Consider the following 23,263-nt stretch of genomic DNA (forward strand, 5'->3'; position numbering starts at 1 on the left):
TGAAAGGCTTGGTCTAATGCGGAATCAGAATCTTGCGCATCGGCAGATCGAGGCGAGCGTGGATCAATAAAGGTGCGAGCCCCAATACCGCGCGAGCGGTTTCGTCCTCGGGTCGTTCGAGGACATTCGCACCTCTCGTGGCCCGCGTTGCGGCGCTTGGTCGTCTGCAGCGCCGAGCATGTTGTGCAGCGCGAGGAAGGTTTTGAGATGGTAGTGCATTACCGGAATGAACCCGCTGCGCATGTCTGGGAAGCGTTGCGCGAGCGAGTGCGTCTCGTGGATCGCATGCGATGGATAGCGGCAGGCTCGTCGATCGTGCTTTATTCGATTCTGACCGATGCGAAGAACCGGGAAGCACTCCGGATCGTGGCTGCGGCTTTCCGTGAACAACCCTCGGCTTCGCCGTGAGCGGATCCGACGGGGGCCGGGAGTACTGGTCGCGTGTTTTCCCACTTCCTGCGAAAATGCGACGCATGGCTTATCGCACGGGGAATCGGTGGAACTGCGGCAGTTGCGATATTTCGTCTGCGTCGTCGAGCATGGCAGCATGGGCAAGGCTGCCTTGGAGCTCGGCGTCGCCACATCGGCATTGAGTCAGCAGATCAGCCGGCTCGAGAGCGAGCTGTCGACGCGCCTGCTGCAACGCACGTCCAGCGGCGTCGTGCCGACCGATGCGGGGCTCGCGTTCTGGCGGCAGGCGCAGCTTGCACTGCGTCACGCCGACGATGCCGTGCTTGCGGCACGCGAAGCGCGGCTCTCTGGCCATGTCAGCGTCGGATTGGCGCCGAGCACGACCGGCGTGCTCGGTCTCGCCTTCATGAAGGCGATGCGTGAGCGCTATCCCGATGTGCGCTTGCGGATGGTGGAGAGCCTGTCCGGCCATCTCGGTTCGATGCTCGGGGCAAGGCAGATCGACCTGGCCATTCTGTTTGAAGAGCCCGCGCAACGCTGGAGCGTCATGCCGTTGCTCGACGAACGCTTGTTCGTGATCGGCAACCCTGATCTTCGAGGCATGCCTGAGGGACCGGACGTGCGCCTCGCCGAGCTCGGCGAGCTGCCGCTCATCGTGCCCAGCGGCCCGCACGGGCTCAGGCCGCTGCTTGATGCTTCGTTCAAGCGTGCGAGATGCGAACCTCGCATCGTAGCCGAAGTGGACGGTCTCGCCATGTTGATGGATGCCGTGCGCGGCGGTCTCGGTGCCACCATACAGCCCGGCGCCGCGCTTGCCCGTGCCGGGAACGCTTCGCTTGCAAGCGTGCAGATTGCGGAAGCCGATGCGATCAGGCCCAATCTGATTGTCAGCGTGTCCGACGACGAACTGTCGCCCGCGGGACTGGCGGCGCGCGTCGTGCTCGCCGATGTGGCGCGAGCGCTTGTTGCCGAAGGCCGCTGGTCAGGCGCGACCTTGCGTTAGATCGTCTTCACGAAAACTTAAGACCTGTTACCGCTTTGCCGATGGCGGCCTGGACCGTCGACTAATAGAGTTCGTATCAAAGGAGACAAACTCAAATGGTTGACGTTCTTGTCATCGGTGGAGGCAATGCGGCGCTCTGCGGGGCGCTCATGGCGCGCGAGGCCGGCGGCCTCGCTGCCACGGTCAGTCCCGCTTGCGCGTTCCTGCCCGACGAGGTTTATCACCGGTAGCGGCCGGATCCCCGGGCCGCCACCCTTCTACCGTATGGAGGGTCCTATGAGCAAAACCAAACGCCTGATCATGTCCCTGCTGGCAGTCGCGTTCCTGGGCGGCGGCCTCGCTGCCTATGTCAGTCCTGCATACGCGTTCCCGCCCAACCCTTGTTTCGGGTGGTGAATCCCAACGCTCAGGTTCGGGTTACGAGCCGAACCTGCATTCGATGCCAAGGCATCCTTGTTGAAAGCGCCAATCGAGAAACGTCAAACGAGCGGCCCGCAATTGGGCTCGGACTGACCTGGACTGACAAGCACGGCCTGGCGGGCCGTACCGCCATAGAAATATATCGAAACTGAAGGAGACGTCAGCGTGAACCCGTCCACATCGGCCATCGCAACGGCGGCTCCCTCGCGCGCGTCGCTGGCCGCCGCGGTCTTGCGTGTAACGAGCGGCAATTGCCTCGAGCAGTTCGACTTCTTTCTGTTCGGGTTTTATGCGACGTACATCTCGAAGGTATTCTTTCCGGCAGGCAGCGAGTTCGTTTCGCTGATGCTGACGTTCGCCGTGTTCGGCGCCGGCTTTCTGATGCGGCCGCTCGGCGCGATCTTCCTCGGCGCATACATCGACGAAGTAGGGCGCCGCAAGGGGCTCATCGTGACGCTCTCGATCATGGCAAGCGGCACAATCCTGATCGCATGCGTGCCGGGGTACGCGACGATCGGCCTCGTCGCACCGGTGCTCGTGCTGATCGGCCGGCTGTTGCAGGGGTTCTCGGCCGGCGCCGAGCTCGGCGGCGTATCGGTCTATCTCTCGGAGATAGCGACGCCGGGCCGCAAGGGCTTTTATACGAGCTGGCAATCGGCGAGCCAGCAGGTCGCCATCGTGGCCGCCGCGGCGCTCGGCTATGCGCTCAACAGCTCGATGACGGCGCGCGATATTGGCGCATGGGGCTGGCGTATTCCGTTTTTCATCGGCTGCGCGATCGTGCCGCTCCTCTTTGTCTTGCGGCGCTCGCTGCAGGAGACGGAAGCGTTCAAGGCGCGCGTGCATCACCCGGCCGCGCCGGAAGTGTTCCGCACATTGCTGCGGAACTGGAAGCTCGTCCTGGCCGGCATGTTGCTGGTGGCGATGACCACGACGACGTTCTATTTGATCACCGTCTACACGCCGACCTTCGGCAAGGCGGTGCTGAAGCTGACCACTGCGGACAGTCTGATGGTGACGCTATGCGTCGGCATCTCGAACTTCGTCTGGTTACCCATCGGCGGTGCGATCTCCGATCGCGTGGGGCGACGACCCCTGCTGATCGGGATCACGGTACTTGCCATTTGCACGTCGTATCCCGCGCTCGCCTGGCTCGCGGCGGCGCCGAGCTTCGGCCGCATGCTGATCGTGCTGCTCTGGCTGTCGTTCTTCTTCGGCATGTACAACGGCGCGATGCAAGCTGCGCTGACCGAAGTCATGCCCGTCAATATCCGCGTGGCGGGATTCTCGCTGGCATTCAGTCTTGCCACGGCGGTGTTCGGCGGATTTACGCCCGCGATATCGACCTACCTCATCGAGGTTACCGGTGACAAGGCTGCCCCCGGCTACTGGCTGACGTTCGCGGCGGTATGCGGGCTTGGCGCTACCCTGGTCCTCTATCGCCGCCTTGCAGGGCAGCCTTCGCCGGAGAAATGTCGCGGTACCGCCGCTCGAAAATGAGGAGAACAAGAATGGCCTGTTCAAGCAATGGATACGCGGGCGGCGACAGGCTCATCGCAGGAATCGTGCTCGCAGTCGTCACGTTCTGGCTGTTCGCTCAGACCACGTTCAACGTTTTACCTTGGAATCATCCAACCTGCAGGGCTGTTTCACTACTGTTCAGTTTTTGGGCACCCCTGCGTCATTGCGCAACAACCCGCGACGGTTCTCCTCTCCTCGCGCCGGCACTTTCAGCGCAGCGCCATCTCATCGCAAGAATCCGTGGCGCGATCGAATGGCCGCATGCTGTTCTACCCTGGGTGCTTTGCCCCTCGGCACAGAGCTTGCGTTTAAAGCGTCGGCCGCTCTTCACATGCGGTCCGTCATACACGCACTTCACCAAGGAGACAGTCATGCAGTGGACCACCCCTACGTACACCGACCTTCGCTTCGGCTTCGAGATCACGATGTACATCGCGACACGTTGACGTAGTAACGCGAGCGTCGCCGCTACGTGTGCCTTATCGGACGTAGCGGCGTCCTGACACTTCAGGCGCGATGCCCCTTGCCAACATGCAGGTCTATCGACAAGGCGTACCCCGTATGAACTCGCCGAACAACGACAGCAACACGAGTCAGCGCCCGCGTCTGCGAACCATGTTCCGGCTGCACCGGGAATTCGTGCAGGATGGCTACGTGCTCCTCTATCCCCAGGGATCGATCAACCTCAATCCGAGCGCCGGCGAAATACTCGCGCGTTGCGACGGTACGCGCGAGCTCGACGACATCATCGATGAACTCGAAGACCTGTTCGGCGCCTCCGATCTAGCCGCCGATGTTTACCGCTTTCTCGATCACGCACGCCAGCGCGGCTGGCTGGAATGACAAGCAAAGCGGCGCGTTGACCCTCCCGTAACATCCGGCAAGGCAAACGCGCCTGACAGTCCAGCCTTGAATTACCGCTGCGCGAAGTACCCAACCGCGACATGCGGCAGGTACTCCGCCTTCCACTAGTGCGACGTACCCGCGTTGAGCGGCGTCGAAGATGCACGGGCACTGTCTGCGGTCAGCTTCGCACTGCTGGCCCGATAGCCGTTGGAGTACAAAAGAAACGACATGATGTCCGCGTAGTCCTGCGGTTTCATCTTGCCGGGACGATCGGCCGGCATGTTGGAAGCCATATAGCCGAACACGCCGCCGATAGTCAGATGCGCATTCGCTGCAGGTGCAAAAGCTGGCCCCTTCAGCGCCGGCGCGTTGACCCCCTGAAGCTCCGCGCCGTGGCACTTCGCGCACGATCCCGAATAGAGACTCTTGCCATGCGCTACCTGGGCGCTGTCGAACGACGGCGCGTCGGCAGACGAGCTTGAGTCGACCTTGATAAACCCGCCATGCTGCCGGCCCGCCGCACTCGCCAGTTGCGCGCGCAACGCACTCACACGGCCGGATGCCGGTCCGTCGCGGTACGCAAATGAAGGCTGCGAAGGTTGGGCTGCCTGCGTTGATTCGGGCAGTGCCCATTTGCGTGTGAGTTCAGCTAACCGGCCGTCCGAGGCCATTCTGTCCAGCGCGGTATCGATGCGTTGCCGCATCGCCGTGCCGTTTGCGCCGAAGGCAAACACAAGATGCCAGTCTGCGTACGGCGACGTGGAGCCTGCCACGTCGAACTGTTGCTGTGGATGCTTTGCCGTATAAGCCACCACTGCCGGATACCAGACGATCGCACTCCGTGCATGCCCTTTGACGACCGCATCGACGGTAAGCTCCGGTGTGTTCTCGATATCAAGCGTGACGTCGCGTTGCTGCACGGCGATCAACTGCGCCGGGCTCGCATACGTGGCGGCGACCACATTAGCGGCTGTCTGCGCCGCAGAGGGATTCTTCTTCGTCACGCTTACGTAGCCTGAGCGCAGATAGCCACGAGAGAACAACAGCTTGCTGCCCGAGCCATCCGCGACCGTCGAGCGCGGAAATCCCGCGATCACGTCGCAACTGTGTCGCAGCGCCTCGTTGAGTTCCTTGACCGAGACGCCGTCGTCGTCGCTGCCGTCAAAGCCGCCCGCAGCAAGCGAAGCCGCAATGCCCGCCGTCTTGAAGGCTTCGCGTGCGACGGCCTGATCGAGCACTGTCGACGGGCTGCCGGGAAAGGTGCAGACGCGCACGCCCGCGGTCGCTACGCCTGATGCAAACGGGACGCCCGCCATGGCGAGGCTGGCCCATGCAATGAATCTGAGTGGTGTTTTCATGACAACGCTTCCGATGTAAGCCCGGCTGCCACGGCCTATCCGCTTGCGCGACTGCGGCACCGTGGCCATGCCGCAAAAATCAGCCGTGGTTGAGCGCGAATACGTAGAGCGTGCCGCCGCGCGGCACCTTCTCCGCCACCTTTGCCATCGGGCCGCCCCAGATAGGATTGGCGCCGCCGTAGCCCGCGAGAATCGCGACATACTCCTTGCCGTCGATTTCGAACACCGACGGCTGCGCGATGACGCCGCTGGCCAGCTTCGGGCTTTGCCAGAGGACCTTGCCGGTGGTTTCATCGAAGGCATAGAGGTGGCCGTCGAGCGATCCGCTAAACGCGACGCCACCCGCAGTGGTCGCGACACCGCCGTTCCACGGCAGTTTGGACCAGTGACTCCAGACCTTCTCGCCCGTGTTCACGTCGATTGCCTGCAACTCGCCGTAGCCTTTGCTGCCAGGTTCGGGCTTGATCTCGAAGCCTTCGCCGAGATACGGCAAGCCCTCCATGTAGTTCACCGACTTGCCCGACAGCGACATGCACGCGTGCAGTGTCGGCACGATCGCGAGATGCTTCTCAGGATCGTACGAAACCGACCACCAGTTCTTGCCGCCGAGGAAGCTCGGACACGTCTCGATCGTCGTGCCGGCTTTCGGATACTTCGAGTCGTCCTGGATCGGCGCGCCTTCGCTGGTATAGCCCGTCACCGACGTGGCCTTCACGAACGGCTTTGCATAGATCAGCTTGCCGTTGGTGCGATCGATCGCGTGAAAGAAGCCGTTGCGGTCTGCGTGAATGATCGCGTCGTAGTCCTTGTTCTGGTACTTGATGTTCGCGAGGACGGGGGTATTGACGCCGTCATAGTCCCAGCTGTCGTGTCTGGTGTACTGGTAGTGCCATTTGAGATCGCCCGTTTTTGGATCGAGCGCGAGCAGCGAATCGGAATACAGGTTGTCGCCCGGACGCAGGTCCGCAAGCCACGGCCCCGGATTGCCCACGCCCCAGTACAGCGTCTTCGATGCGGGATCGTAGGTGCCCGTGAGCCACGCCGGCGCGCCGCCGTGCTCCTGCATGCCCTTGGGCCATGTGTCGCCGTGTTTCTCGTTCGCTCCGGGTATCGTGAAGCGCTTCCAGAGCACGTTGCCATTGTCGGGATTCAGTGCGGCGATAAAGCCGCGCGCACCATACTCGCCGCCTGCACTGCCGACGACCAGCGCGCCGTCAAGGGCGAGCGGCGCGAGCGAGAACGCGTAACCGATGCCCGGCTCGAACATCTGTTTCTTCCACACGACTGCGCCGGTCTGCGCATCCAGCGCCGCAACCTCGCCACTCAGCATCGCGACATAGACGTTCTTCCCATACAGCGCCACACCGCGATTGATCACGTCGCAGCAGGCGGTCTTGTACGATTCCGGGCCGAGATTGGGCTCGTATTTCCACAACTGCTTGCCCGTCGTCGCATCGAATGCGTAGACGTTGTCCTTGGGTGTGGTCACGAACAGGAAGCGCCCGTTAACGATCGGCGTTGCTTCGAAACCCTGTTGCAGATCGGCGGGAAATTTGTAGCTCCACACCTGCTTGAGATCCTTCACGTTGGACGTGTTGACTTCCTTGAGCGGCGAATGCGCCTGGCCGTTATAGGTGCGGTAGTACGTGAGCCAGCCGGGGTCCGCCTGCGCAGAGCTCAGTCGCTCGTAGGTAACGGGCGGATAGGCGTCTGCAAATACGGCCGATCCGGGCGCCAGACCGGCCGCGACGGCGATGCTCATCGCAAGCGCCCTCTTTCGCGTCATCGAAGCTGAACGTGCTTTCATGCTTGTCTCCCTGTTGAGTTGTTGACGCGATGCCGTGCGGCGCCCTCGTCTGGTCTTTCGCAGCATGGCTGCGCACCCATCAAGGCAAATCGCGTGCCATTTGTGTCGCTACGGCTTCGAGGCGGGCCGCCGTCGAAGGAAGGGGCGACGCGACCGTTATCCAGCGACCGTAGCCGCCGTCACGGTGTTGCACCTTGATACATCGCACGCCGTTTGTGTTGCTAAAGAAGACACCTGACACGTCGCTGCGCAGTCCTTCCGAAAGCCATCTGACCTGATCTGCTCAGGACGGCCTTTGCCTCGTCGGCTCGTTCTCGAATGGCACGGTTCTCGCTGACTGTGGACTCACGATGAAGCGCATCCGCGCGGCGAGCCTGTTTCATGCAACCGGTTTGCGCCCCATCGCATCAGTCACACAATTACTGGAGGAGTCAGGCATGAATCACGCAGACATGCAGTTTCTCAACGTCGAATTCCCGTACAAAAAGCAGTATGGCAATTTCATCGGTGGCGAATGGGTGGCGCCCGTCGGTGGCGAATACTTCGACAACCTCTCGCCGATCACCGGCGAGCCGTTCACGTCGATTCCCCGTTCACGCGAAGCCGATATCGAACTCGCGCTCGACGCCGCACATCGTGCGAAGGTCGCCTGGGGCAAGACCTCGACCACCGATCGCGCGAACATCCTGAACCGCATCGCCGATCGCATGGAAGCGAACCTGCAGCGTATCGCCGTCGCGGAAACCATCGACAACGGCAAGCCGCTGCGCGAAACGATGGCCGCCGACATCCCGCTCGCCATCGATCACTTCCGCTACTTCGCGGGCTGTGTGCGTGCGCAGGAAGGTTCGATCTCCGAGATCGACGACGACACGGTGGCGTATCACTTCCATGAGCCGCTCGGCGTGGTCGGCCAGATCATTCCGTGGAATTTCCCGATCCTGATGGCGGTGTGGAAGCTCGCGCCCGCGCTGGCCGCCGGCAACTGCGTCGTGCTCAAGCCCGCCGAGCAGACTCCGGCGTCGATTCTCGTGCTGATGGAGGTCATCCACGACCTGCTGCCCCCGGGCGTGGTGAACATCGTCAACGGCTTTGGCCTGGAAGCCGGCAAGCCGCTCGCGTCGAGCCGGCGCATCGCCAAGATCGCCTTCACCGGTGAAACGACGACCGGCCGTCTGATCATGCAGTACGCGAGCCAGAACATCATTCCGGTGACGCTCGAACTCGGCGGCAAGAGCCCGAACATCTTCTTTGCCGACGTGATCGACCACGACGACAGCTACTTCGACAAGGCGCTCGAAGGCTTCGCGATGTTCGCGCTGAATCAGGGTGAAGTGTGCACATGCCCGTCGCGCGTGCTGATCGACGAAAAGATCTACGACCGCTTCATGGAACGCGCGCTCAAGCGGGTGGCCGCCATCACGCAGGGGCATCCGCTCGACACGAAGACGATGATCGGCGCGCAGGCTTCACAGGAGCAGCTCGAGAAGATCCTCTCGTATGTCGATCTTGGCAGGCAGGAAGGCGCGCAATGCCTGATCGGTGGGGAGCGCACCACGCTGGCCGGTGAGCTGAGCAAGGGCTACTACGTGAAGCCGACCGTGTTCCGCGGCCACAACAAGATGCGCATCTTCCAGGAAGAGATCTTCGGACCGGTCGTTTCCGTGACGACCTTCAAGACCGAGGAAGAAGCGCTGGAGATCGCCAACGACACGCTCTACGGTCTCGGCGCCGGCGTCTGGACCCGCGACGGCACGCGCGCCTATCGCTTCGGCCGGCAGATCCAGGCCGGGCGCGTGTGGACCAACTGCTATCACGCGTATCCCGCGCACGCGGCATTCGGCGGCTACAAGCAGTCGGGCATCGGTCGCGAGAACCACAGGATGATGCTCGACCACTACCAGCAAACGAAGAACCTCCTCGTCAGCTACAGCGACAAGCCGCTCGGCTTCTTCTGAACCTGCTGCGCCTGCAACTGCCAACGGCCAGCGTCGGCTGGCCCGTCCGGACGGTGCGTCATGGCAGCCATGACGCACCACGCGCGTCAGACCTGCGGCGGCGCTGCGACCGATGCCCGCATCGTCACCGTCAATGGAAAGTCGCGGAGAATGTCCCACGATGTGCCGTAGCACTGGTTCACCAGCCAGCGAACGGCATTCTGCGTCAGTTCGGCGGTTGGAATATGTACCGAAGTCAGCGCGGGCGCGGTGTAGGCTGCGGAATAGTCGTCGTCGTAGCCGATCACGGACACGTCGTCCGGCACCGAAATGCCCGCCTGCTGCAGACGCGACAGCGCGCTGACAGCCATGGTGTCGTTGGCGCAAAAGAGACCCGTGAAGCGTCGCTTCGAATCGAGCAGCGTCTGCACGCCGGCGTAGCCACCCTCATGCGAGAAATCCGATTCGACAAACGGCACCGACGCCCGATCGATTCCATGCCGCGCCAGCTCGGCGAAAAAGCCGTCGATCCGCGCGACGTTATCCGAAGCCGTAGACGGCCCAGAAATCACGGCGATATCGCAATGCCCGTGCTCGATCAGTGTGCGCGCGGCAAGCACGCCGCCGCGATGATGGTCCGCGCAAAACGACGCCTCCGGCAACTCGTCGAACGCGCGGTTCAGAAACGCGATCTTCGGATGCATCCGATGCAGCATCACCAGATCTTCGTCATGCAGATCGTGGCTGACCACCACCACCCCGTCGCAATCGCGCGCGATCAGAAAGCGCACCGCCTCGATCGCCAGTTCGCGCGGCGACGACTCGCCGCAGCCGGTCGCGACCACCACGTGGCGGTTGACCTCGCGCAGTTCGGTATCGGTCTGCTTCAGGATCGTGCCGTAATACGAGCCGAAAAACGTCGGCACGAAGAGGCCGATCATGCCGAGCGACTGCGTTGCCATCGCGCGGCCGATCGACGACGGGCGGAAGTTCAGCTGCTCGATCGCTGCCTGCACCCGCGCAGCGGCGTCGGCCGATACCGGGCCTTTGCCGGAAATTACCCGCGATGCCGTCGACATACCCACGCCGGCCAGTGCCGCGACGTCTTTCAGGGTGGTCACGTATTCTCCGTTGATCCAGGTGCACTCAATGCGGCGAGATACCGCTAAAGACGCGCGCCGCCTGCCTCGTCGAACAGCGACACGTGCTCGCCATCGAGTGAGAACGCTGCGACTTCGTCTACTGCGATCGAGATCTTGTCCTGCACGATCGATGCGATCTGGGCGCCATGATAATCGACCCACATGACGCGATGGTTGCCCATCGGCTCGACCAGCGAAACCGTTCCCTGATACGCACGACCTGCGCCAACCTTCACGTCCTCCGGACGGATGCCCAGCACGCAGGCGGTATTCACGTCGGGCAGCGTCCTGAACGGATAGTGCGACACGTCGAGTTCGAAATGCGGATGGCGAAACCACACGCCGTCTTCGCGCCGCTCCAGGTGCCCCTTCAGCAGATTCATCGGCGGCGAGCCGAGAAACGTCGCAACGAACAGGTTCACTGGCTTCGCGTAGATCTGCGCGGGCGTGCCGATCTGCTGGATCACGCCGCCGCGCATCACGGCCATGCGGGTCGCGAGCGTCATCGCTTCGACCTGATCGTGCGTCACATAGATCATCGTCGCGCCGAGTTGCCGGTGCAGATGTTTCAACTCGCGGCGCAGTTCGGTGCGCAACTTCGCGTCGAGGTTCGACAGCGGCTCGTCGAACAGAAACACATCGGCCTCGCGCACGATCGCACGGCCGATCGCCACCCGTTGACGCTGTCCGCCCGACAGTTGCGCTGGCCGGCGCTTCAGCAGCGGTCCGAGTTGCAGCATGTCCGCCGCCCGCGTAACACGCCGTTCGATTTCCGCTTTCGGCGTGCCGTTGATCCGCAACGCGAACGACAGATTGCGCTTGACGTTCATCGTCGGATAGAGCGCATACGACTGGAATACGAGGGCAATGCGACGATCCTTCGGATCGGCCCACGTCATATCCTGCCCGCCGATTTCGATGCTGCCGTCGCTGACGTCGATCAGGCCGGCGATGCTATGCAGGAGCGTGGACTTGCCGCATCCGGAAGGGCCGAGCAGCACGAGAAATTCGCCGGGCTCGACTTCGAGATCGAGCGCTTCGATGACGGTATTCGCACCCAGCTGGATCCTGAGATTGCGGATCGACACATTCGAAACGTTGGACATGCGTTAGCCCTTGACCGCGCCGGAAGCAATGCCGCGTACAAACCAGCGGCCCGAGATGAAGTAGATCGCGAGCGGCACCATCGACGTGAGGATCGTCGCTGCCATGTTCACGTTGTAGAGCCGCTCGCCGGTTGTCGTGTTGATGATGTTGTTCAGCTGCACCGTCATCGGCAGGTTCTTCGTGCCGGCGAACACCAGCCCGAGTATGAAGTCGTTCCAGATGCCCGTCACCTGCATGATGACCGCGACAACGATGATCGGCACCGACATCGGCAGCATCAGTTGCAGAAAGATGCGCCAGAAGCCGCCGCCGTCGATGCGCGCCGCCTTGAACAGCTCGAGCGGAATCGACGCGTAATAGTTGCGGAACAGGAGCGTCATCACCGGCATGCCGAAGATCGTATGAATGACCACGATGCCTGGCAGCGAACTGAAGAGATGCACGCTGGCAAGCACGCGCACCAGCGGATACACCATCACCTGAACCGGAATGAACGCACCGACCAACAGGATCGCGAAGAGCGCGCCCGCGCCGCGCGGACGCCAGAACGATAGCGCGTACCCATTGATCGCGCCGATCAGGATCGACAGGATCGTACTCGGTACGACGATACGCACCGAATTCCAGAAACCGACCTGAATGCCATCGCAATCGAGCCCTGTACACGCGGACTGCCAGGCCGTGCTCCACGGTTCAAGCGTGAAGTGCACCGGCAGCGACAGCAAGTTACCCAGCCGGATTTCGGCCATCGGCTTGACCGACGTCACGAGCATTGCATAGAGCGGCAGTAGAAAAAACAACGCGGCGGTCAGCAGAAACGCGTACACGCCGATACGCGCCGGCGTGAAATGCGAGCGCCTCTTGGCAGGAGAGCGAGGCGTGTTCATCACACGTCCTTTCGCAACGCGGCGCGGCTGCGGACATAGAAGAACGGCGCAAGAATCGCGAGCACGGTCGCAAGAAGCACGATCGATGCAGCCGATGCCAGTCCGATATTCGCGCGTCCGAACAGATAGTCCATGATGAACTTCGCGGGCACTTCGCTGGCGGTGCCGGGACCGCCCTGCGTCATCGCGACGACAGCGTCATAGAGCTTCACGACCATCACGAACAGCAGCACGAACGCAGTCGACAGCGATGGCCCCAGCATCGGCACGACGATACTCGCGTAGACCCGCCAGCGCGGAATGCCGTCGATGCGCGCGGCTTTCCAGATCTCGTCGTCGATACCGCGCAGGCCCGCCAGCAGCAGCGCCATCACGAGCCCCGACGCCTGCCACACCGTGGCGACGACGATCGTGTAGATCACCCAGTCCTGATCGATGATCCAGTCGAAGCGCACATGCTCGAAGCCCATCCTGTGCAGCACCGCCTGCACGCCGAGCTGCGGGTTCAGGATCCACTGCCACACGAGGCCCGTTGCGACGAACGACATGGCATACGGATACAGGAACACCGTGCGCAACGCGCCTTCCGCCACCACGCGCTGATCGATGAAGATCGCCAGCAACAAACCAATCACCATGCACGCGACAATGAAGCACGCACCATAGATCACGATGTTCTGCAGCGACAGCAGCCAGCGGTCGTTGTGGAAAAGCCGCGCGTACTGCAGCGCGCCCGCAAAGTCGCCGGAAGGGAACGTCCGCGAATTGCTGAGCGAGACCCGTGCGGTCCACAACATCGTGCCGAGATACGCGAAGACGACCGTCAACAGCATCGGCATCATCGCGACCCAGGCAGTCAGCGGAAACCGCCTGCGTCGCAACGGGAGCGCGCGCATCGCTACGCTCATCCTTTCAGCGCGCTGGCAAACGCCTTTTGCGCATCGTCGGCCGACTGGTCCTTGTTCCAGAAGTTGGTGATCACGTCCTGCAACGCGCCTTGCACGTCCGGCGGAATCAGCATTTCCGGATTAGGCAGCTGGCGCGACTTGTCCTTCATGATCGCAATGCCCTCTTTCGCGCAGACGTCGAGGCTCGACGTGTCGACATCCGGGCGGATCGGAATCGAGCCCTTCTTCGCGCTGAACGCGACCTGCGCTTCCGGCGACGTCATGACGGTCGCGAGCAGGTTCTGCGCCTTGATGGCGGCGGCATTGTCCGTTTTCGGGAACACGAAGACATCGCCCGCGACCATGTACGGCGAATGCGCACCGAAGCCCGGGAAGCAGCCGAAGTCCTTGCCCGGCTCCTGCTTCGCCGCGGAGAACTCGCCCTTGGCCCAGTCGCCCATGATCTGCACGCCGGCCTTGCCCGAAATCACCAGCGCCGTCGCATCGTTCCAGTTGCGGTTAGGCGAACCCGGATCGACGTAGTTGTGCAGACGCTTGAAGGTGGTCAGCACGTTCCTGAACGCAGGCGATTTCACGGCGTTCGCGTCGCGGTCCCGATACACCTTCAGGTACAGATCCGTGCCGCCGACATAGGAAAGCACCGCGTCGAACGTGATCTTCTCCTGCCAGGCCTGACCGCCAAGCGCGAGCGGGATCAGGCCCGCCGCCTTGAGCTTGTCGAGGTCGCCGAAGAATTCATCGAAGGTCTTGGGTTCTCCCGCAATGCCGGCTTTCTGGAACGCTGGCTTCGAATAGAAAAACCAGTTCTGCATGTGAATGTCGACTGGCGCGGCGTAATAGTGCCCATTCACCTTGATGCTGTTCAGGATCGATTCCGGAAAGATGCCGCTCCAGTTCTCCTTCGCAGCCACGGCATCGACGTTGTTCAGCAGGCCCTGATCGATCAGGTCGTGAAACTGCTTCGATGTGTTGAACTGCGCGGCCGTCGGTGGATCGCCGCCGACGATGCGGTTGATCGCCGTCGAGCGCGCCTGGTCGGCGCCGGCCACCGCGTTGTCGACCCACTGCCCGCCGGCCTTGTTGTAGGCGTCCGCAAACTGGCGGATCGCGGCAGACTCGCCGCCCGAGGTCCACCAGTGAATCACGTTCGCCTTCAACGGCTCGGCCGCGTGCGCGACGAGGCCGTTCATCACCAGCGCTGCGACCATGCAGGTCACGATCTTTCTCTTGCTGTTCATTCCGTCTCCTCCAGGCTTCACGCCTGTGTTTGCAGACCGATACAGGGAAAAACCAGTGAACTCAGGAGCGTGCGTTGCGCTCTGTCAGAAACTTTGCGATCAGTTCAGCGCTGTGCTTGAGGGTGCGCTTCTGCGTGTCGTAATCGACGTGCACGACGCCAAAGCGCCGCTCATAGCCAAACGCCCATTCGAAGTTATCCATCAGCGACCACACGAAATAGCCGCGGATATCGACCCCCGCCTTGATCGCCGCGTCGACGGCGGTAAGGTGGCGCTTCAGGAACGAGATACGCTGCGGATCGTCGACGCGGCCGTCGATCACCTTGTCGTCCGACGCCATGCCGTTTTCGGTGATGTAGATCGGCGGCAAGCTGGCGTAGGTACGATTAAACCCGATCAGCAGGTCACGCAGACCATCGGGATACACCTCCCAGCCCATCTGCGTGCGCTCGACGCCCGCCAGCGGCACTTCAACAAAGCCGTGCGCCCCGTCGCTCTTCACATTCGTGCGGAAATAATAGTTGATGCCAAGGAAATCGAGCGGCTCGGCGATCTTCCGCATGTCGCCTTCCAGCACCAGCGGATCGGTGCCGGGCCACAATTCGAAAAGATCCTCGGGATACGCGTCTTTGAAGAGCGGATCGAGAATCCACGCGTTGTGCTGAACCTCGAAGAGATGCGCCGCACGTCGATCGGCTTCGCTATCCGAATTCGCCGTGCCGCGGCCGACGTTCGCGACGATGCCCTTCTTCGAGGCGGGATCGTTCGCCCTCAACACCGGGATCGCGCTGCCGTGCGCGAGCAGCAGATGATGCATCGCCTGCGTTGCGAAACGCCCGTTCGCGAGGCCCGGCGCGTGATGGCCATTGCCATAGCCGAGATACGCCGAACACCACGGCTCATTGAGGGTCGCCCATGCATCGACCTGGCCCGCCAGTTCGCGGCTCATCAGATCGGCATAGTCGGCGAAGCGGTACACGATGTCGCGATTGAGCCAGCCGCCGCGATCTTCGAGATGCTGCGGCAGGTCCCAGTGATACAGCGTGACAAAAGTCTTGAGGCCCTTCTCTTTCAGGCGGCCAAGCAGACGTTTATAGAAATCGAGACCCATCTGGTTCGGCCGGCCTGCTGCGTCCATCACGCGCGGCCAGGCAATCGACAGCCGGTAGCCGTCGACATTCAGTGCCGACAGCAGATCGAGGTCGGATTCCCAGCGATGGTAGTGGTCGCAGGCAACAGCGCCCGTGTCACCGGCCAGCACCTTGCCAGGCGTTGCGGAGAACGTGTCCCAGATCGACGGCAGGCGGCCATCTTCATTGGCGGCGCCTTCGATCTGATAGGCCGCCGTCGCGGCGCCGAGCAGGAAATCTTTGCGCCAGAGCGCGGAGTCGGCCGGCGGCGAAAACGGGTCGACAGGCAAAGCGGATACGTCGTTAGCCACGAGTTTTCCTCACGCAAAACCGTTGAACGAGCGCTGGGTGGAAGCGCTTCCACAAGACCAGCGAACGATAGCAGTGGCCCATTCATTGCAGCAATCAGGGTTTCTCTTGATAAGGGCTGCGCGGCCGACTTCGATACGCTTCAACCGCTGCGGTACGCCGTGAAAGGCACGGGCGGAGCCGTTTCATCAGGCGCCCCCCACCGTATCAGGTCGCGCCAGACCCGCGCGTCTGAAGGATTCAGACGCAAGTTGTCTCGCTGAAAAAAGTAATGATGCGCGACAGCAGGGCCGAATCAGCGCACACTGGTGAGGTGCTCGAACCATCTGGCGAGCGTCCACAACAACGGGAGCAGGGTCATGGCAAAAGGTCAACTACGAAGCAATCGCGAAGCGAAAAAACCCAAGCAGCCGAAGAAGGCAGCGCCCGCTTCGGGTCCGCTTAGCGCGAATCCGATCAAGGTAGCACCGCGTCTGTCCGAAACGGAGAAGAAGCGCTAGGGCTCGCTGAGCCGCATAAAAAAACGGCATCCGGGCGGCTCGGTCCGCCCGGACATCAGGCAGGTCAATCGAAGCTCCCGGGTGCGTCGTTAGCGTTTTACGCGTCGGCCGGCTCTGTCAATTCAGTGGTTCGCTGTCCCTTCGTTCACCAGAAACTTATGCATCGTCGGGTCTTCGCACAGGCCGATTGCGCGATCGCGTGCCGCCTTTGCCTCCGTCATGCGCTGTCCACATTTCGCTATGCGCGCCGGACTTTCGCGCGCCACAGTCTTTCGAGTGCATACACCGCGAGCGCGATCCAGATCGCCCCAAAGCCGATCAGTTGCACCTGACCGAATGGCTCGCGATGGATCACGACGCCGATCAGGAACTGCAACGTCGGGACCACATACTGGATCAGACCGAACATCGACGGTGGAATGCGCCGCGCGCCAGGCGCAAAAAGCAGAAGCGGGATCGCAGTGATGAGGCCTGCCAGCATGAGCAACGCCTCGGCGCTCAACGAAGCGTTGACAAAGACGTCCGCCCCACGCGAAGCCTTGCGCTTTTGCGCAACCGGGTCGGTGCGACGTGTGAAGCCGGCAGCCGCGTGATAAAGCGGCATCCTGAAGTTCATCGCTGTCTCTCGAAGGTACAAACGCAATTTGCGCTCAATACAATGACGTGCCAGCGAGCGGCACTTCGACAACGCGAACAAAAAATTTCGCTACTTGTTGGCAACCGGCGCTGTGCAGCGCCTGTGAATAGCACCGGTTCTGCGCCCCGCCGGGTCACGCGCCCTGACTATCCGCGCGCCTTTCGCATTGCGCTATGCACGCCGGAATTTCGCGCGCCACAGCCCGTCCAGCGAATACACCGCGAGCGCAATCCAGATCGCACCATAGCCGATCAGCTGAACCTGACCGAATGGCTCGCGATAGATCACGACGCCGATCAGCAGCTGCAACGTCGGGGTCACATACTGGATCAGGCCGAGCATCGACAGTGGAATGCGCCGGGCGCCAGCCGCAAAAAGCAGCAGCGGGATCGCCGTGATCGGCCCTGCCAGCATGAGCAGCACCTCGACGCCCCATGAAGCGTTGACAAACGCGTTCGTCCCGCGCAAGGCGAGGAGCGTGAGATAGAGCAACGCGACTGGAAAGAGCAGCACAGTCTCGAGCGTCAGCCCTTCGAGGGCGCCGAGCCTCGCGGTCTTGCGCAGGAGCCCGTAGCCCGCGAAGCTGACCGCCAGCGCAAGGCTAATCCATGGCGGCTGACCGTTTTCCCACGTCAGCCAGAGCACGCCGGCCGCAGCTATCGCCACCGCCAGCCACTGCACCCGACGCAGGCGCTCATTCAGGAATGCGAGGCCGAACAGCACATTGATCAGCGGATTGATGAAGTACCCGAGACTCGCCTCGACGATATGCCCCGCGTTGACGGCCCAGATATAGATGCCCCAGTTGGTCGACAACAGCACTGCGCTCGCCGCGAAGCGCCCGAGCAAATGCCGGTCGCGCAGCACCGGACCGAGCCAGCGCCATTGCTGACGCACCGTCAGCACGACGAACAGGAAAAGCATCGACCAGACCATCCGGTGCGCGAGCATCTCGAGCGCGGAGATCTGGTGCAGAGCCTTGAAATAGAAGGGAAACAGCCCCCAGAGCGTGAATGCGAGAAATGCGTAGACGGCGCCGGGATTCATTTTTATCGGTGTGCGGGACGAGAGCCAACGTGTCTCGCAGCCAGCCACGGCCAGCGAAAACAGACGATGCGATGTCGGCCATGGCGCGCGCCCAATACGCGACACCGCCGGTTTTTGCGACAATAGCGGATTTTCACCGCGCACGACCTCGAGTGTCCACCCCGGCACATCGCGTTCGACGCGGTTCGCCACCCGATCAGGCCGCCCGCGGTTAGCACGATGCCACTACCCCATATCAACCTGTTGTATTCCGCATCCGGCCTCGGCGTCGGCTTTCTCGTCGGGCTGACGGGCGTCGGCGGCGGCTCGCTGATGACACCGCTCCTCGTGCTGCTGTTCGGTATCCACCCGGCGACTGCTGTCGGCACCGACCTGCTCTACGCGGCCGCGACCAAGGCGACGGGCACGCTCGTGCATGGGCTGAAAGGCTCGATCGAGTGGCGTATCACGCTGCGCCTCGCCTGCGGCAGCGTGCCGGCCGCCACCATCACGCTGATCCTGCTGCATCGCTATGGCATGGACACCCCGCGCACGAGTTCGCTGATCCAGATCGTGCTGGGCGTCGCGCTCTTGATCACCGCAGTGGCGCTCGTGTTCCGGCCGCAACTTGCCGCCTTCGCGGCGCGCCACCAGCGGGCGCCTGCTCCGGTACGCACCTTCTGGCTGACCATCCTGACGGGCGCCGTGCTGGGCGCGCTGGTGTCGTTGACCTCGGTGGGAGCGGGCGCAATCGGCGTAACGGTACTGTTGCTGCTGTACCCGACACTGACGACGACGCGCATCGTCGGCTCCGACATCGCCCACGCGGTGCCGCTGACGCTGCTCGCGGGCGCGGGCCACTGGCTGCTGGGTTCGATCGACTGGTCGCTGCTGCTGTCGTTGCTGGTGGGCTCGCTGCCGGGCATTGCGCTCGGCAGCTATCTGTCGTCACGGGCCCCGGACGCGTTGTTGCGCAACATCCTCGCCGCCACGCTGACGCTCGTCGGCGTGAAGCTGGTGATGGCCTGATGACGATGCCTGATGGCCCGCCGCGGCCAGCGCCGCTACTTGAAGAACCGGCAGGTCAGGTCGACCTCGAACTCCCTGACCCACTGGCCGACGCAGTCCGCGTGGTAAGACTGCGCGCGGCCACCGTAGCGCCGGACCGTCACAAAACGGCCGTGCGCAACGTCGGTCTCTTCGGTGAACCCCGTGATCTCGAACTGTGTCGGCGCAAAGCCGTAGCGTTCGCATGCCAGTTCGAACGCCGCCTGCTCACCGGCCGGCAGTTCGCGGAAACCCTGTCGCTGTTCCATGTCGTTCCTCCAGCAGAGTTCGCATCAGGCGTTATCAGAGTATGCCCCGAATAACCGATCTTCTGTGGCCCGGCGCACCCAGGACGAACGCGACACCGCGAGGCACGCTTCAAACAACCGCCGGAACTGGCTCGCGGCGCGTGCGCTGCCGCCCTGACAGGGATCGCACGGCCCGCCTGAAAGGAGGACTGGAACACGTCTGCACAGGTAAAAACGGGTCCCGGTTTTCACCGGGACCCGCTCGTCATCAGGTTCACCATCGGCACCAGTGCCCCAGCCGCACGCGCGCGGCTATGTGACAAAGGCGTGACCGGCGTCGTCAGGACGCTTCAGGGCATTCCGGGCACCCTGCCCGCCACCGGCGAACTGCCGCTTACTGCTCCTTCAGCGACAGCTTGTTCGTGACCGAAGTCACGCCAGCGACACCCTGCGCCACCGTGCCCGCCTTTTCGATCTGATCGGCTTCAGGCACCTTGCCGGTCAGCGTCACGACGCCGCCGCGCGCCCGCACGTCCACGCTCGACACGTCGATATTGCCCTTGGAGAGCGCCTTACGCACGGCGAGGCCGAGCGAACGATCCGCCTTCTTCGTGCTCGTCGCACCGGGAGCGGCCATCGTACCGCTCGCGGCCATGGCGTCGCTCGATTGCGCATACGCATTGCACGCCAGCACCACACACACCACTCCACCCAGCGCCTTCAAAAAGTCGACCGATTTCATGATTTCTCCTTTTGCTTCGGTTTTGGACCGCATCAACCGCGCGGCTTCGTTACGACTACCGGCGGCCTGTCGCGGCGCTCACGGGGCGCAGCTTTGCGACGGCCGACTTTGACTTCGACACGGTTTGCGAGAGGCAAGCGGGGCGGCGGCCGGCGCGAACCGCTGGGCGAGCGCTGGCCTGCCTGCCGCGAAGTCGCACAGCACGCCCGGTTCGTCTCTGAACGCCGGGTCGCGCTGCGCAATAGTTGATCGCGGCAGCGATGCCAATTTAATCCACGCGCGACAGAAGCGCAAAGGGTTTACAGGACACTGTTTCGTCACGTGAAACGAAGCGGGTGCGCAACGCGACCGCATTTCACGCCTGGGTTCCGGCGCGTTTGACGCCCGCTTGACATCCGTTTCGCACCGGCTGCACGCTCGTTTCACGTTTTGTTACGCGTTTGTCCCGGCAGCGGCCGCCTGGCGTGCCGTTGCGGGACGAATCTCAGGTACCATCGGCGCGAGCATGCCCCGCCTGCCCTGTCGCAGGACGTGGCGACCTTTCACCGTCTCTGTTGCAATCAGCCGTCAGCCGATCCGATGAAGTCTCCCAACGGCCCCCAAGGCCCCAATGATCCTAACGACTCTTCCACCCCCGCCAGACGGAAACCACCTCGTCTCGTCGCCCGCTTCGTGGCCATTTCGTGGCGTGACCTCGCGGTGTCGTTCGGACCCATCCTGCTCATCAGCGCCGCCGCGATCTGGCTTGCCGTGCGTCTCATCCAGCCGGCGCCGCCCAGCACCCTGACGATCAGCGCGGGCCCCGAAGGCAGCACATTCTGGAACGCCGCGCAGAAGTACAAGGCCATCCTCGCGCGCAACCGCATCACGCTCAACGTGCTGTCGTCGGAAGGCTCGCTCGACAACCTCAAGCGCCTCACCGATCCCAACTCGAACGTCGATGTCGGCTTCGTGCAGGACGGCGTCGCGCCAGCCGGCATGATCAAGGGCGTGATGTCACTCGGCAGCGTGTCGTATATCCCGCTCGCGATCTTCTATCACGGCCCGTTCGTCGCGCGGCTGTCGGAATTCAAGGGTCAGCGCATCGCCATCGGCGCCGAAGGAAGCGGCACACGCGAACTCGCGCTCACGCTGCTGAAGGCGAACGGCATCGTGCCGGGCGGCCCAACGAAGCTGCTGCCGCTTTCCGGCGACGACGCCGCGCAGGCGTTGATCGACGGGAAGATAGACGCGGCGTTTCTGACCGGCGACTCCGCGCAACCGCCCGTGATGGGCAAGCTCTACCGCACGCCGAACATCACGTTCTACAGCTTCACGCAGATCGACGCCTTCACGCGGCGCTTCCCTTACCTGACCGCAGTCACCCTGCCGACGGGCTCATTCGACCTTGGCCGGAATCAGCCTGCGCTGGACATCCATACGGTCGCGCCGACCGCCGAACTGATCGCGCGCGATTCGCTGCATCCGGCGCTCTCCGATCTGCTGATCGAGGCGGCCCGTGAAGTGCATGGCAATGCGACCATCCTACAGCGCGCCGGTGAATTCCCGGCGCCGCGCGCGCAAGACTTCCCGATCAGCGACGACGCCGCTCGCTATTACAAGTCGGGCAAGAGCTTTCTCTACCGCACGCTGCCGTTCTGGCTCGCGAGCCTCGCCGACCGGCTGCTCGTGCTGCTCGTGCCGATCATCGTCGTGCTGATTCCGGGCTTGCGGCTGGTGCCGTCGCTGTACGCATGGCGCGTGAAGTCGCGCATCTACCGCTGGTATGGCGCGCTGATTGCGATCGAGCGTGAGGCGATGGGTGAAACTTCGCCAGCGGACCGCAAGGCGCTGCTGGCGCGGATCGATGCAATCGAAGATTCGGTCAACGGTCTCAAGATGCCGCTCGCGTACGCCGACCAGTTCTATGTGCTGCGCGAGCATATCGGCTTTGTCCGCGGGCGCCTCATCCATCCGCTCGAAACGGCGATGGAGGAGACGCCGCAAGCATCGTCTGACGCGGTGCCATCAGGCGCTGCCGGCAGCGACGACCGTACCGCTCCGCCAGCCAGGCCGGCTTGAACGACCGGGCGACCTGGCCATTAGGCGCGCGCTGAAAAGATAAAGCAATGCATGCGCGCTGCGCATTGGGGTGCGCGTTTGCGTAAGATCTAATCGGAATCGCCAGGCGAGCAGACATTGCGCCCTGGGAACAGGGAAATCAGGGAGACCCACATGACTCACCCCATCGACCCCACGCACCCGATGTGGTTTTACGACGTTGGTTCGCCGTTCACCTATCTGCTGCTCGAACAGCACGACAAGTGGCCGGGGATGCCATTCGTTTTTACGCCGGTGGTGCTGGCCGACCTGTACAGGCACTGGGGGCAACTCCCGGCGTCGGCCGTGCCGGAGAAGCGTGTGTTCATCTATCGGCACGCGCTGTTCAGGGCGGAGCAGCTTGGTATTCCGTTCAAGATGCCACCCGCTCATCCGTTCGATACGACGAAAGTCATGCGGCTCGCCACTGCACTGAAGGCGGACGTCGCGTGCGCGCTCGAGATTTTTCGCTTCATCTGGCACGACGGCCGTGATCCGACCACCGACGAAGGCTTTGCCGCGCTGTGTGAGCGCGTGGGTGCGCCGGACGGCGCTGCACTCGTCGAACTGGAGGAAACGAAGGAGCAGTTGCGCCGGAACACTGCCGACGCGGCCGCGCTAGGCGTGTTCGGCGTCCCGACCTTCTGGCTCAATAAACAGCTCTTCTGGGGCGAGGACGCGTTGCCAATGGTGCTGTACTGCGCGCGCACACCCAACTGGCTGGACTCGAAGGAAGTGAAGCGGATCAGTACACTGCCGTCGGGTCTGAAGAAAGACTCGTGATGGGCGCTGCTGGCTGACGCGTCGCCAGCCAGCGCAGCTGATTTGGATGACGCGTCGCTGGGGCTCGAAGGACAGCGGCCGCTCTACTCTCCCGTGATGCCGGCCATACCACGTACGCTATGGCCGGCGCGTGGCGAAGAGGCCTAAGGTTATGGACTTCGGTGAGGGACTTTGCGC

Annotated in this window: 22 protein-coding genes and 1 pseudogene; 11 read left to right on the forward strand and 12 right to left on the reverse strand. The window is 62.8% G+C overall.

Translation table 11 applies throughout. The features are described from left to right. The first annotated feature begins 207 nt into the window (after window positions 1-207). The 6 genes from B0G77_RS03010 (at window position 208) to pqqD (ending at window position 4,198) form a co-directional block, all read left to right on the forward strand. Entirely contained in the window at window positions 208-408 is a 201-nt protein-coding gene (locus B0G77_RS03010) for a hypothetical protein (protein WP_133660779.1), read from the forward strand. Between the two features lie 88 nt (window positions 409-496). After that, a complete protein-coding gene (locus tag B0G77_RS03015; protein ID WP_133660780.1) occupies window positions 497-1,414 on the forward strand; it encodes a LysR family transcriptional regulator in 918 nt (305 codons plus the stop codon). 95 nt (window positions 1,415-1,509) lie between these two features. Then, entirely contained in the window at window positions 1,510-1,644 is a 135-nt protein-coding gene (locus B0G77_RS45220; RefSeq protein ID WP_279571348.1) for a hypothetical protein, read from the forward strand. Between the two features lie 355 nt (window positions 1,645-1,999). After that, a complete protein-coding gene (locus tag B0G77_RS03020; RefSeq protein WP_133660781.1) occupies window positions 2,000-3,334 on the forward strand; it encodes an MFS transporter in 1,335 nt (444 codons plus the stop codon). 392 nt (window positions 3,335-3,726) lie between these two features. Then, on the forward strand, window positions 3,727-3,801 hold the full coding sequence (gene pqqA / locus B0G77_RS03025; RefSeq protein ID WP_133664020.1) for a pyrroloquinoline quinone precursor peptide PqqA: 75 nt from the start codon (window positions 3,727-3,729) through the stop codon (window positions 3,799-3,801). 115 nt (window positions 3,802-3,916) lie between these two features. Beyond that, window positions 3,917-4,198: a pyrroloquinoline quinone biosynthesis peptide chaperone PqqD gene (gene pqqD, locus B0G77_RS03030; protein ID WP_133660782.1), complete on the forward strand. Its 282-nt coding sequence runs from the start codon at window positions 3,917-3,919 to the stop codon at window positions 4,196-4,198. Window positions 4,199-4,323: 125 nt separating this feature from the next. Here the strand turns inward: pqqD and B0G77_RS03035 are convergent, their stop codons facing one another. Then, window positions 4,324-5,559, reverse strand: coding sequence for a transporter substrate-binding domain-containing protein (locus B0G77_RS03035; RefSeq protein WP_133660783.1), 1,236 nt, complete (start codon window positions 5,557-5,559; stop codon window positions 4,324-4,326). A gap of 79 nt (window positions 5,560-5,638) precedes the next feature. Beyond that, on the reverse strand, window positions 5,639-7,366 hold the full coding sequence (locus tag B0G77_RS03040) for a methanol/ethanol family PQQ-dependent dehydrogenase (protein WP_133660784.1): 1,728 nt from the start codon (window positions 7,364-7,366) through the stop codon (window positions 5,639-5,641). A gap of 437 nt (window positions 7,367-7,803) precedes the next feature. Between B0G77_RS03040 and adh the strand changes: the two genes are divergently transcribed. Then, window positions 7,804-9,324: an aldehyde dehydrogenase gene (gene adh / locus B0G77_RS03045; RefSeq protein ID WP_133660785.1), complete on the forward strand. Its 1,521-nt coding sequence runs from the start codon at window positions 7,804-7,806 to the stop codon at window positions 9,322-9,324. Between the two features lie 86 nt (window positions 9,325-9,410). Here adh and B0G77_RS03050 read toward each other — a convergent pair whose 3' ends face one another. From B0G77_RS03050 to B0G77_RS03075, 6 genes are all read right to left on the reverse strand, one after another. Further along, entirely contained in the window at window positions 9,411-10,424 is a 1,014-nt protein-coding gene (locus tag B0G77_RS03050) for a substrate-binding domain-containing protein (RefSeq protein ID WP_133660786.1), read from the reverse strand. Between the two features lie 44 nt (window positions 10,425-10,468). Continuing rightward, window positions 10,469-11,551, reverse strand: a complete 1,083-nt coding sequence (locus B0G77_RS03055; RefSeq protein ID WP_133660787.1) for an ABC transporter ATP-binding protein — start codon at window positions 11,549-11,551, stop codon at window positions 10,469-10,471. Window positions 11,552-11,554: 3 nt separating this feature from the next. Beyond that, window positions 11,555-12,439: a carbohydrate ABC transporter permease gene (locus B0G77_RS03060; RefSeq protein WP_133660788.1), complete on the reverse strand. Its 885-nt coding sequence runs from the start codon at window positions 12,437-12,439 to the stop codon at window positions 11,555-11,557. After that, window positions 12,439-13,335 carry a sugar ABC transporter permease gene (locus B0G77_RS03065; protein ID WP_133660789.1) on the reverse strand — a complete coding sequence of 299 codons (897 nt, stop codon included), beginning with the start codon at window positions 13,333-13,335 and terminating at the stop codon, window positions 12,439-12,441. Before B0G77_RS03065 ends, B0G77_RS03060 begins: the two co-directional genes overlap by 1 nt. Window positions 13,336-13,343: 8 nt before the next feature. Further along, on the reverse strand, window positions 13,344-14,585 hold the full coding sequence (locus tag B0G77_RS03070; protein WP_133660790.1) for an ABC transporter substrate-binding protein: 1,242 nt from the start codon (window positions 14,583-14,585) through the stop codon (window positions 13,344-13,346). A 61-nt stretch (window positions 14,586-14,646) separates the two neighbouring features. Next, window positions 14,647-16,026: a GH1 family beta-glucosidase gene (locus B0G77_RS03075; protein WP_133660791.1), complete on the reverse strand. Its 1,380-nt coding sequence runs from the start codon at window positions 16,024-16,026 to the stop codon at window positions 14,647-14,649. A gap of 357 nt (window positions 16,027-16,383) precedes the next feature. On the opposite strand from B0G77_RS03075, the gene B0G77_RS43065 reads away from it, so the two are divergent. Next, window positions 16,384-16,524 (forward strand): hypothetical protein, encoded by a 141-nt coding sequence (locus B0G77_RS43065; protein ID WP_166656113.1) that lies wholly within the window; start codon window positions 16,384-16,386, stop codon window positions 16,522-16,524. A gap of 238 nt (window positions 16,525-16,762) precedes the next feature. On the opposite strand, the pseudogene B0G77_RS03080 reads toward B0G77_RS43065, so the two are convergent. Both B0G77_RS03080 and rarD read right to left on the reverse strand, forming a co-directional pair. Beyond that, window positions 16,763-17,041 (reverse strand): annotated as a pseudogene (locus B0G77_RS03080) (EamA family transporter); the annotation flags it as partial. Window positions 17,042-17,332: 291 nt separating this feature from the next. After that, the gene (gene rarD / locus B0G77_RS03085; RefSeq protein WP_133660792.1) at window positions 17,333-18,208 is read right to left on the reverse strand and encodes an EamA family transporter RarD; all 876 of its coding nucleotides are present in this window, start codon (window positions 18,206-18,208) and stop codon (window positions 17,333-17,335) included. A gap of 219 nt (window positions 18,209-18,427) precedes the next feature. Here rarD and B0G77_RS03090 point away from each other — a divergent pair, with 219 nt between their 5' ends. Continuing rightward, window positions 18,428-19,216: a sulfite exporter TauE/SafE family protein gene (locus tag B0G77_RS03090; protein ID WP_133660793.1), complete on the forward strand. Its 789-nt coding sequence runs from the start codon at window positions 18,428-18,430 to the stop codon at window positions 19,214-19,216. Window positions 19,217-19,251: 35 nt separating this feature from the next. Here B0G77_RS03090 and B0G77_RS03095 read toward each other — a convergent pair whose 3' ends face one another. Further along, on the reverse strand, window positions 19,252-19,503 hold the full coding sequence (locus B0G77_RS03095; protein ID WP_133660794.1) for a hypothetical protein: 252 nt from the start codon (window positions 19,501-19,503) through the stop codon (window positions 19,252-19,254). Window positions 19,504-19,876: 373 nt separating this feature from the next. Continuing rightward, on the reverse strand, window positions 19,877-20,224 hold the full coding sequence (locus B0G77_RS03100; protein ID WP_133660795.1) for a BON domain-containing protein: 348 nt from the start codon (window positions 20,222-20,224) through the stop codon (window positions 19,877-19,879). Between the two features lie 579 nt (window positions 20,225-20,803). Between B0G77_RS03100 and B0G77_RS03105 the strand changes: the two genes are divergently transcribed. Both B0G77_RS03105 and B0G77_RS03110 read left to right on the forward strand, forming a co-directional pair. Next, complete coding sequence (locus B0G77_RS03105) at window positions 20,804-22,285, forward strand: TAXI family TRAP transporter solute-binding subunit (protein ID WP_133660796.1); 1,482 nt, start codon at window positions 20,804-20,806, stop codon at window positions 22,283-22,285. A gap of 153 nt (window positions 22,286-22,438) precedes the next feature. Continuing rightward, window positions 22,439-23,086 (forward strand): 2-hydroxychromene-2-carboxylate isomerase, encoded by a 648-nt coding sequence (locus tag B0G77_RS03110; protein ID WP_133660797.1) that lies wholly within the window; start codon window positions 22,439-22,441, stop codon window positions 23,084-23,086. Window positions 23,087-23,263: the final 177 nt, after the last annotated feature.

Origin of the sequence: Paraburkholderia sp. BL10I2N1 (assembly GCF_004361815.1) — a bacterium.
Taxonomy (GTDB): Bacteria; Pseudomonadota; Gammaproteobacteria; order Burkholderiales; family Burkholderiaceae; genus Paraburkholderia.

What these genes read in the sequence shown, in the direction of transcription:
- B0G77_RS03095 (WP_133660794.1), bottom strand. Translation starts at nt 19,503, where the DNA reads ATGGAACAGCGACAGGGTTTCCGCGAACTGCCGGCCGGTGAGCAGGCG.
- B0G77_RS43065 (WP_166656113.1), top strand. Translation starts at nt 16,384, where the DNA reads ATGGCAAAAGGTCAACTACGAAGCAATCGCGAAGCGAAAAAACCCAAG.
- B0G77_RS03100 (WP_133660795.1), bottom strand. Translation starts at nt 20,224, where the DNA reads ATGAAATCGGTCGACTTTTTGAAGGCGCTGGGTGGAGTGGTGTGTGTG.
- B0G77_RS03105 (WP_133660796.1), top strand. Translation starts at nt 20,804, where the DNA reads ATGAAGTCTCCCAACGGCCCCCAAGGCCCCAATGATCCTAACGACTCT.
- B0G77_RS03035 (WP_133660783.1), bottom strand. Translation starts at nt 5,559, where the DNA reads ATGAAAACACCACTCAGATTCATTGCATGGGCCAGCCTCGCCATGGCG.
- rarD (WP_133660792.1), bottom strand. Translation starts at nt 18,208, where the DNA reads ATGAATCCCGGCGCCGTCTACGCATTTCTCGCATTCACGCTCTGGGGG.
- B0G77_RS03040 (WP_133660784.1), bottom strand. Translation starts at nt 7,366, where the DNA reads ATGAAAGCACGTTCAGCTTCGATGACGCGAAAGAGGGCGCTTGCGATG.
- B0G77_RS03090 (WP_133660793.1), top strand. Translation starts at nt 18,428, where the DNA reads ATGCCACTACCCCATATCAACCTGTTGTATTCCGCATCCGGCCTCGGC.
- B0G77_RS03060 (WP_133660788.1), bottom strand. Translation starts at nt 12,439, where the DNA reads ATGAACACGCCTCGCTCTCCTGCCAAGAGGCGCTCGCATTTCACGCCG.
- pqqD (WP_133660782.1), top strand. Translation starts at nt 3,917, where the DNA reads ATGAACTCGCCGAACAACGACAGCAACACGAGTCAGCGCCCGCGTCTG.
- B0G77_RS03010 (WP_133660779.1), top strand. Translation starts at nt 208, where the DNA reads ATGGTAGTGCATTACCGGAATGAACCCGCTGCGCATGTCTGGGAAGCG.
- B0G77_RS45220 (WP_279571348.1), top strand. Translation starts at nt 1,510, where the DNA reads ATGGTTGACGTTCTTGTCATCGGTGGAGGCAATGCGGCGCTCTGCGGG.
- B0G77_RS03110 (WP_133660797.1), top strand. Translation starts at nt 22,439, where the DNA reads ATGACTCACCCCATCGACCCCACGCACCCGATGTGGTTTTACGACGTT.
- B0G77_RS03065 (WP_133660789.1), bottom strand. Translation starts at nt 13,335, where the DNA reads ATGCGCGCGCTCCCGTTGCGACGCAGGCGGTTTCCGCTGACTGCCTGG.
- adh (WP_133660785.1), top strand. Translation starts at nt 7,804, where the DNA reads ATGAATCACGCAGACATGCAGTTTCTCAACGTCGAATTCCCGTACAAA.
- B0G77_RS03055 (WP_133660787.1), bottom strand. Translation starts at nt 11,551, where the DNA reads ATGTCCAACGTTTCGAATGTGTCGATCCGCAATCTCAGGATCCAGCTG.
- B0G77_RS03070 (WP_133660790.1), bottom strand. Translation starts at nt 14,585, where the DNA reads ATGAACAGCAAGAGAAAGATCGTGACCTGCATGGTCGCAGCGCTGGTG.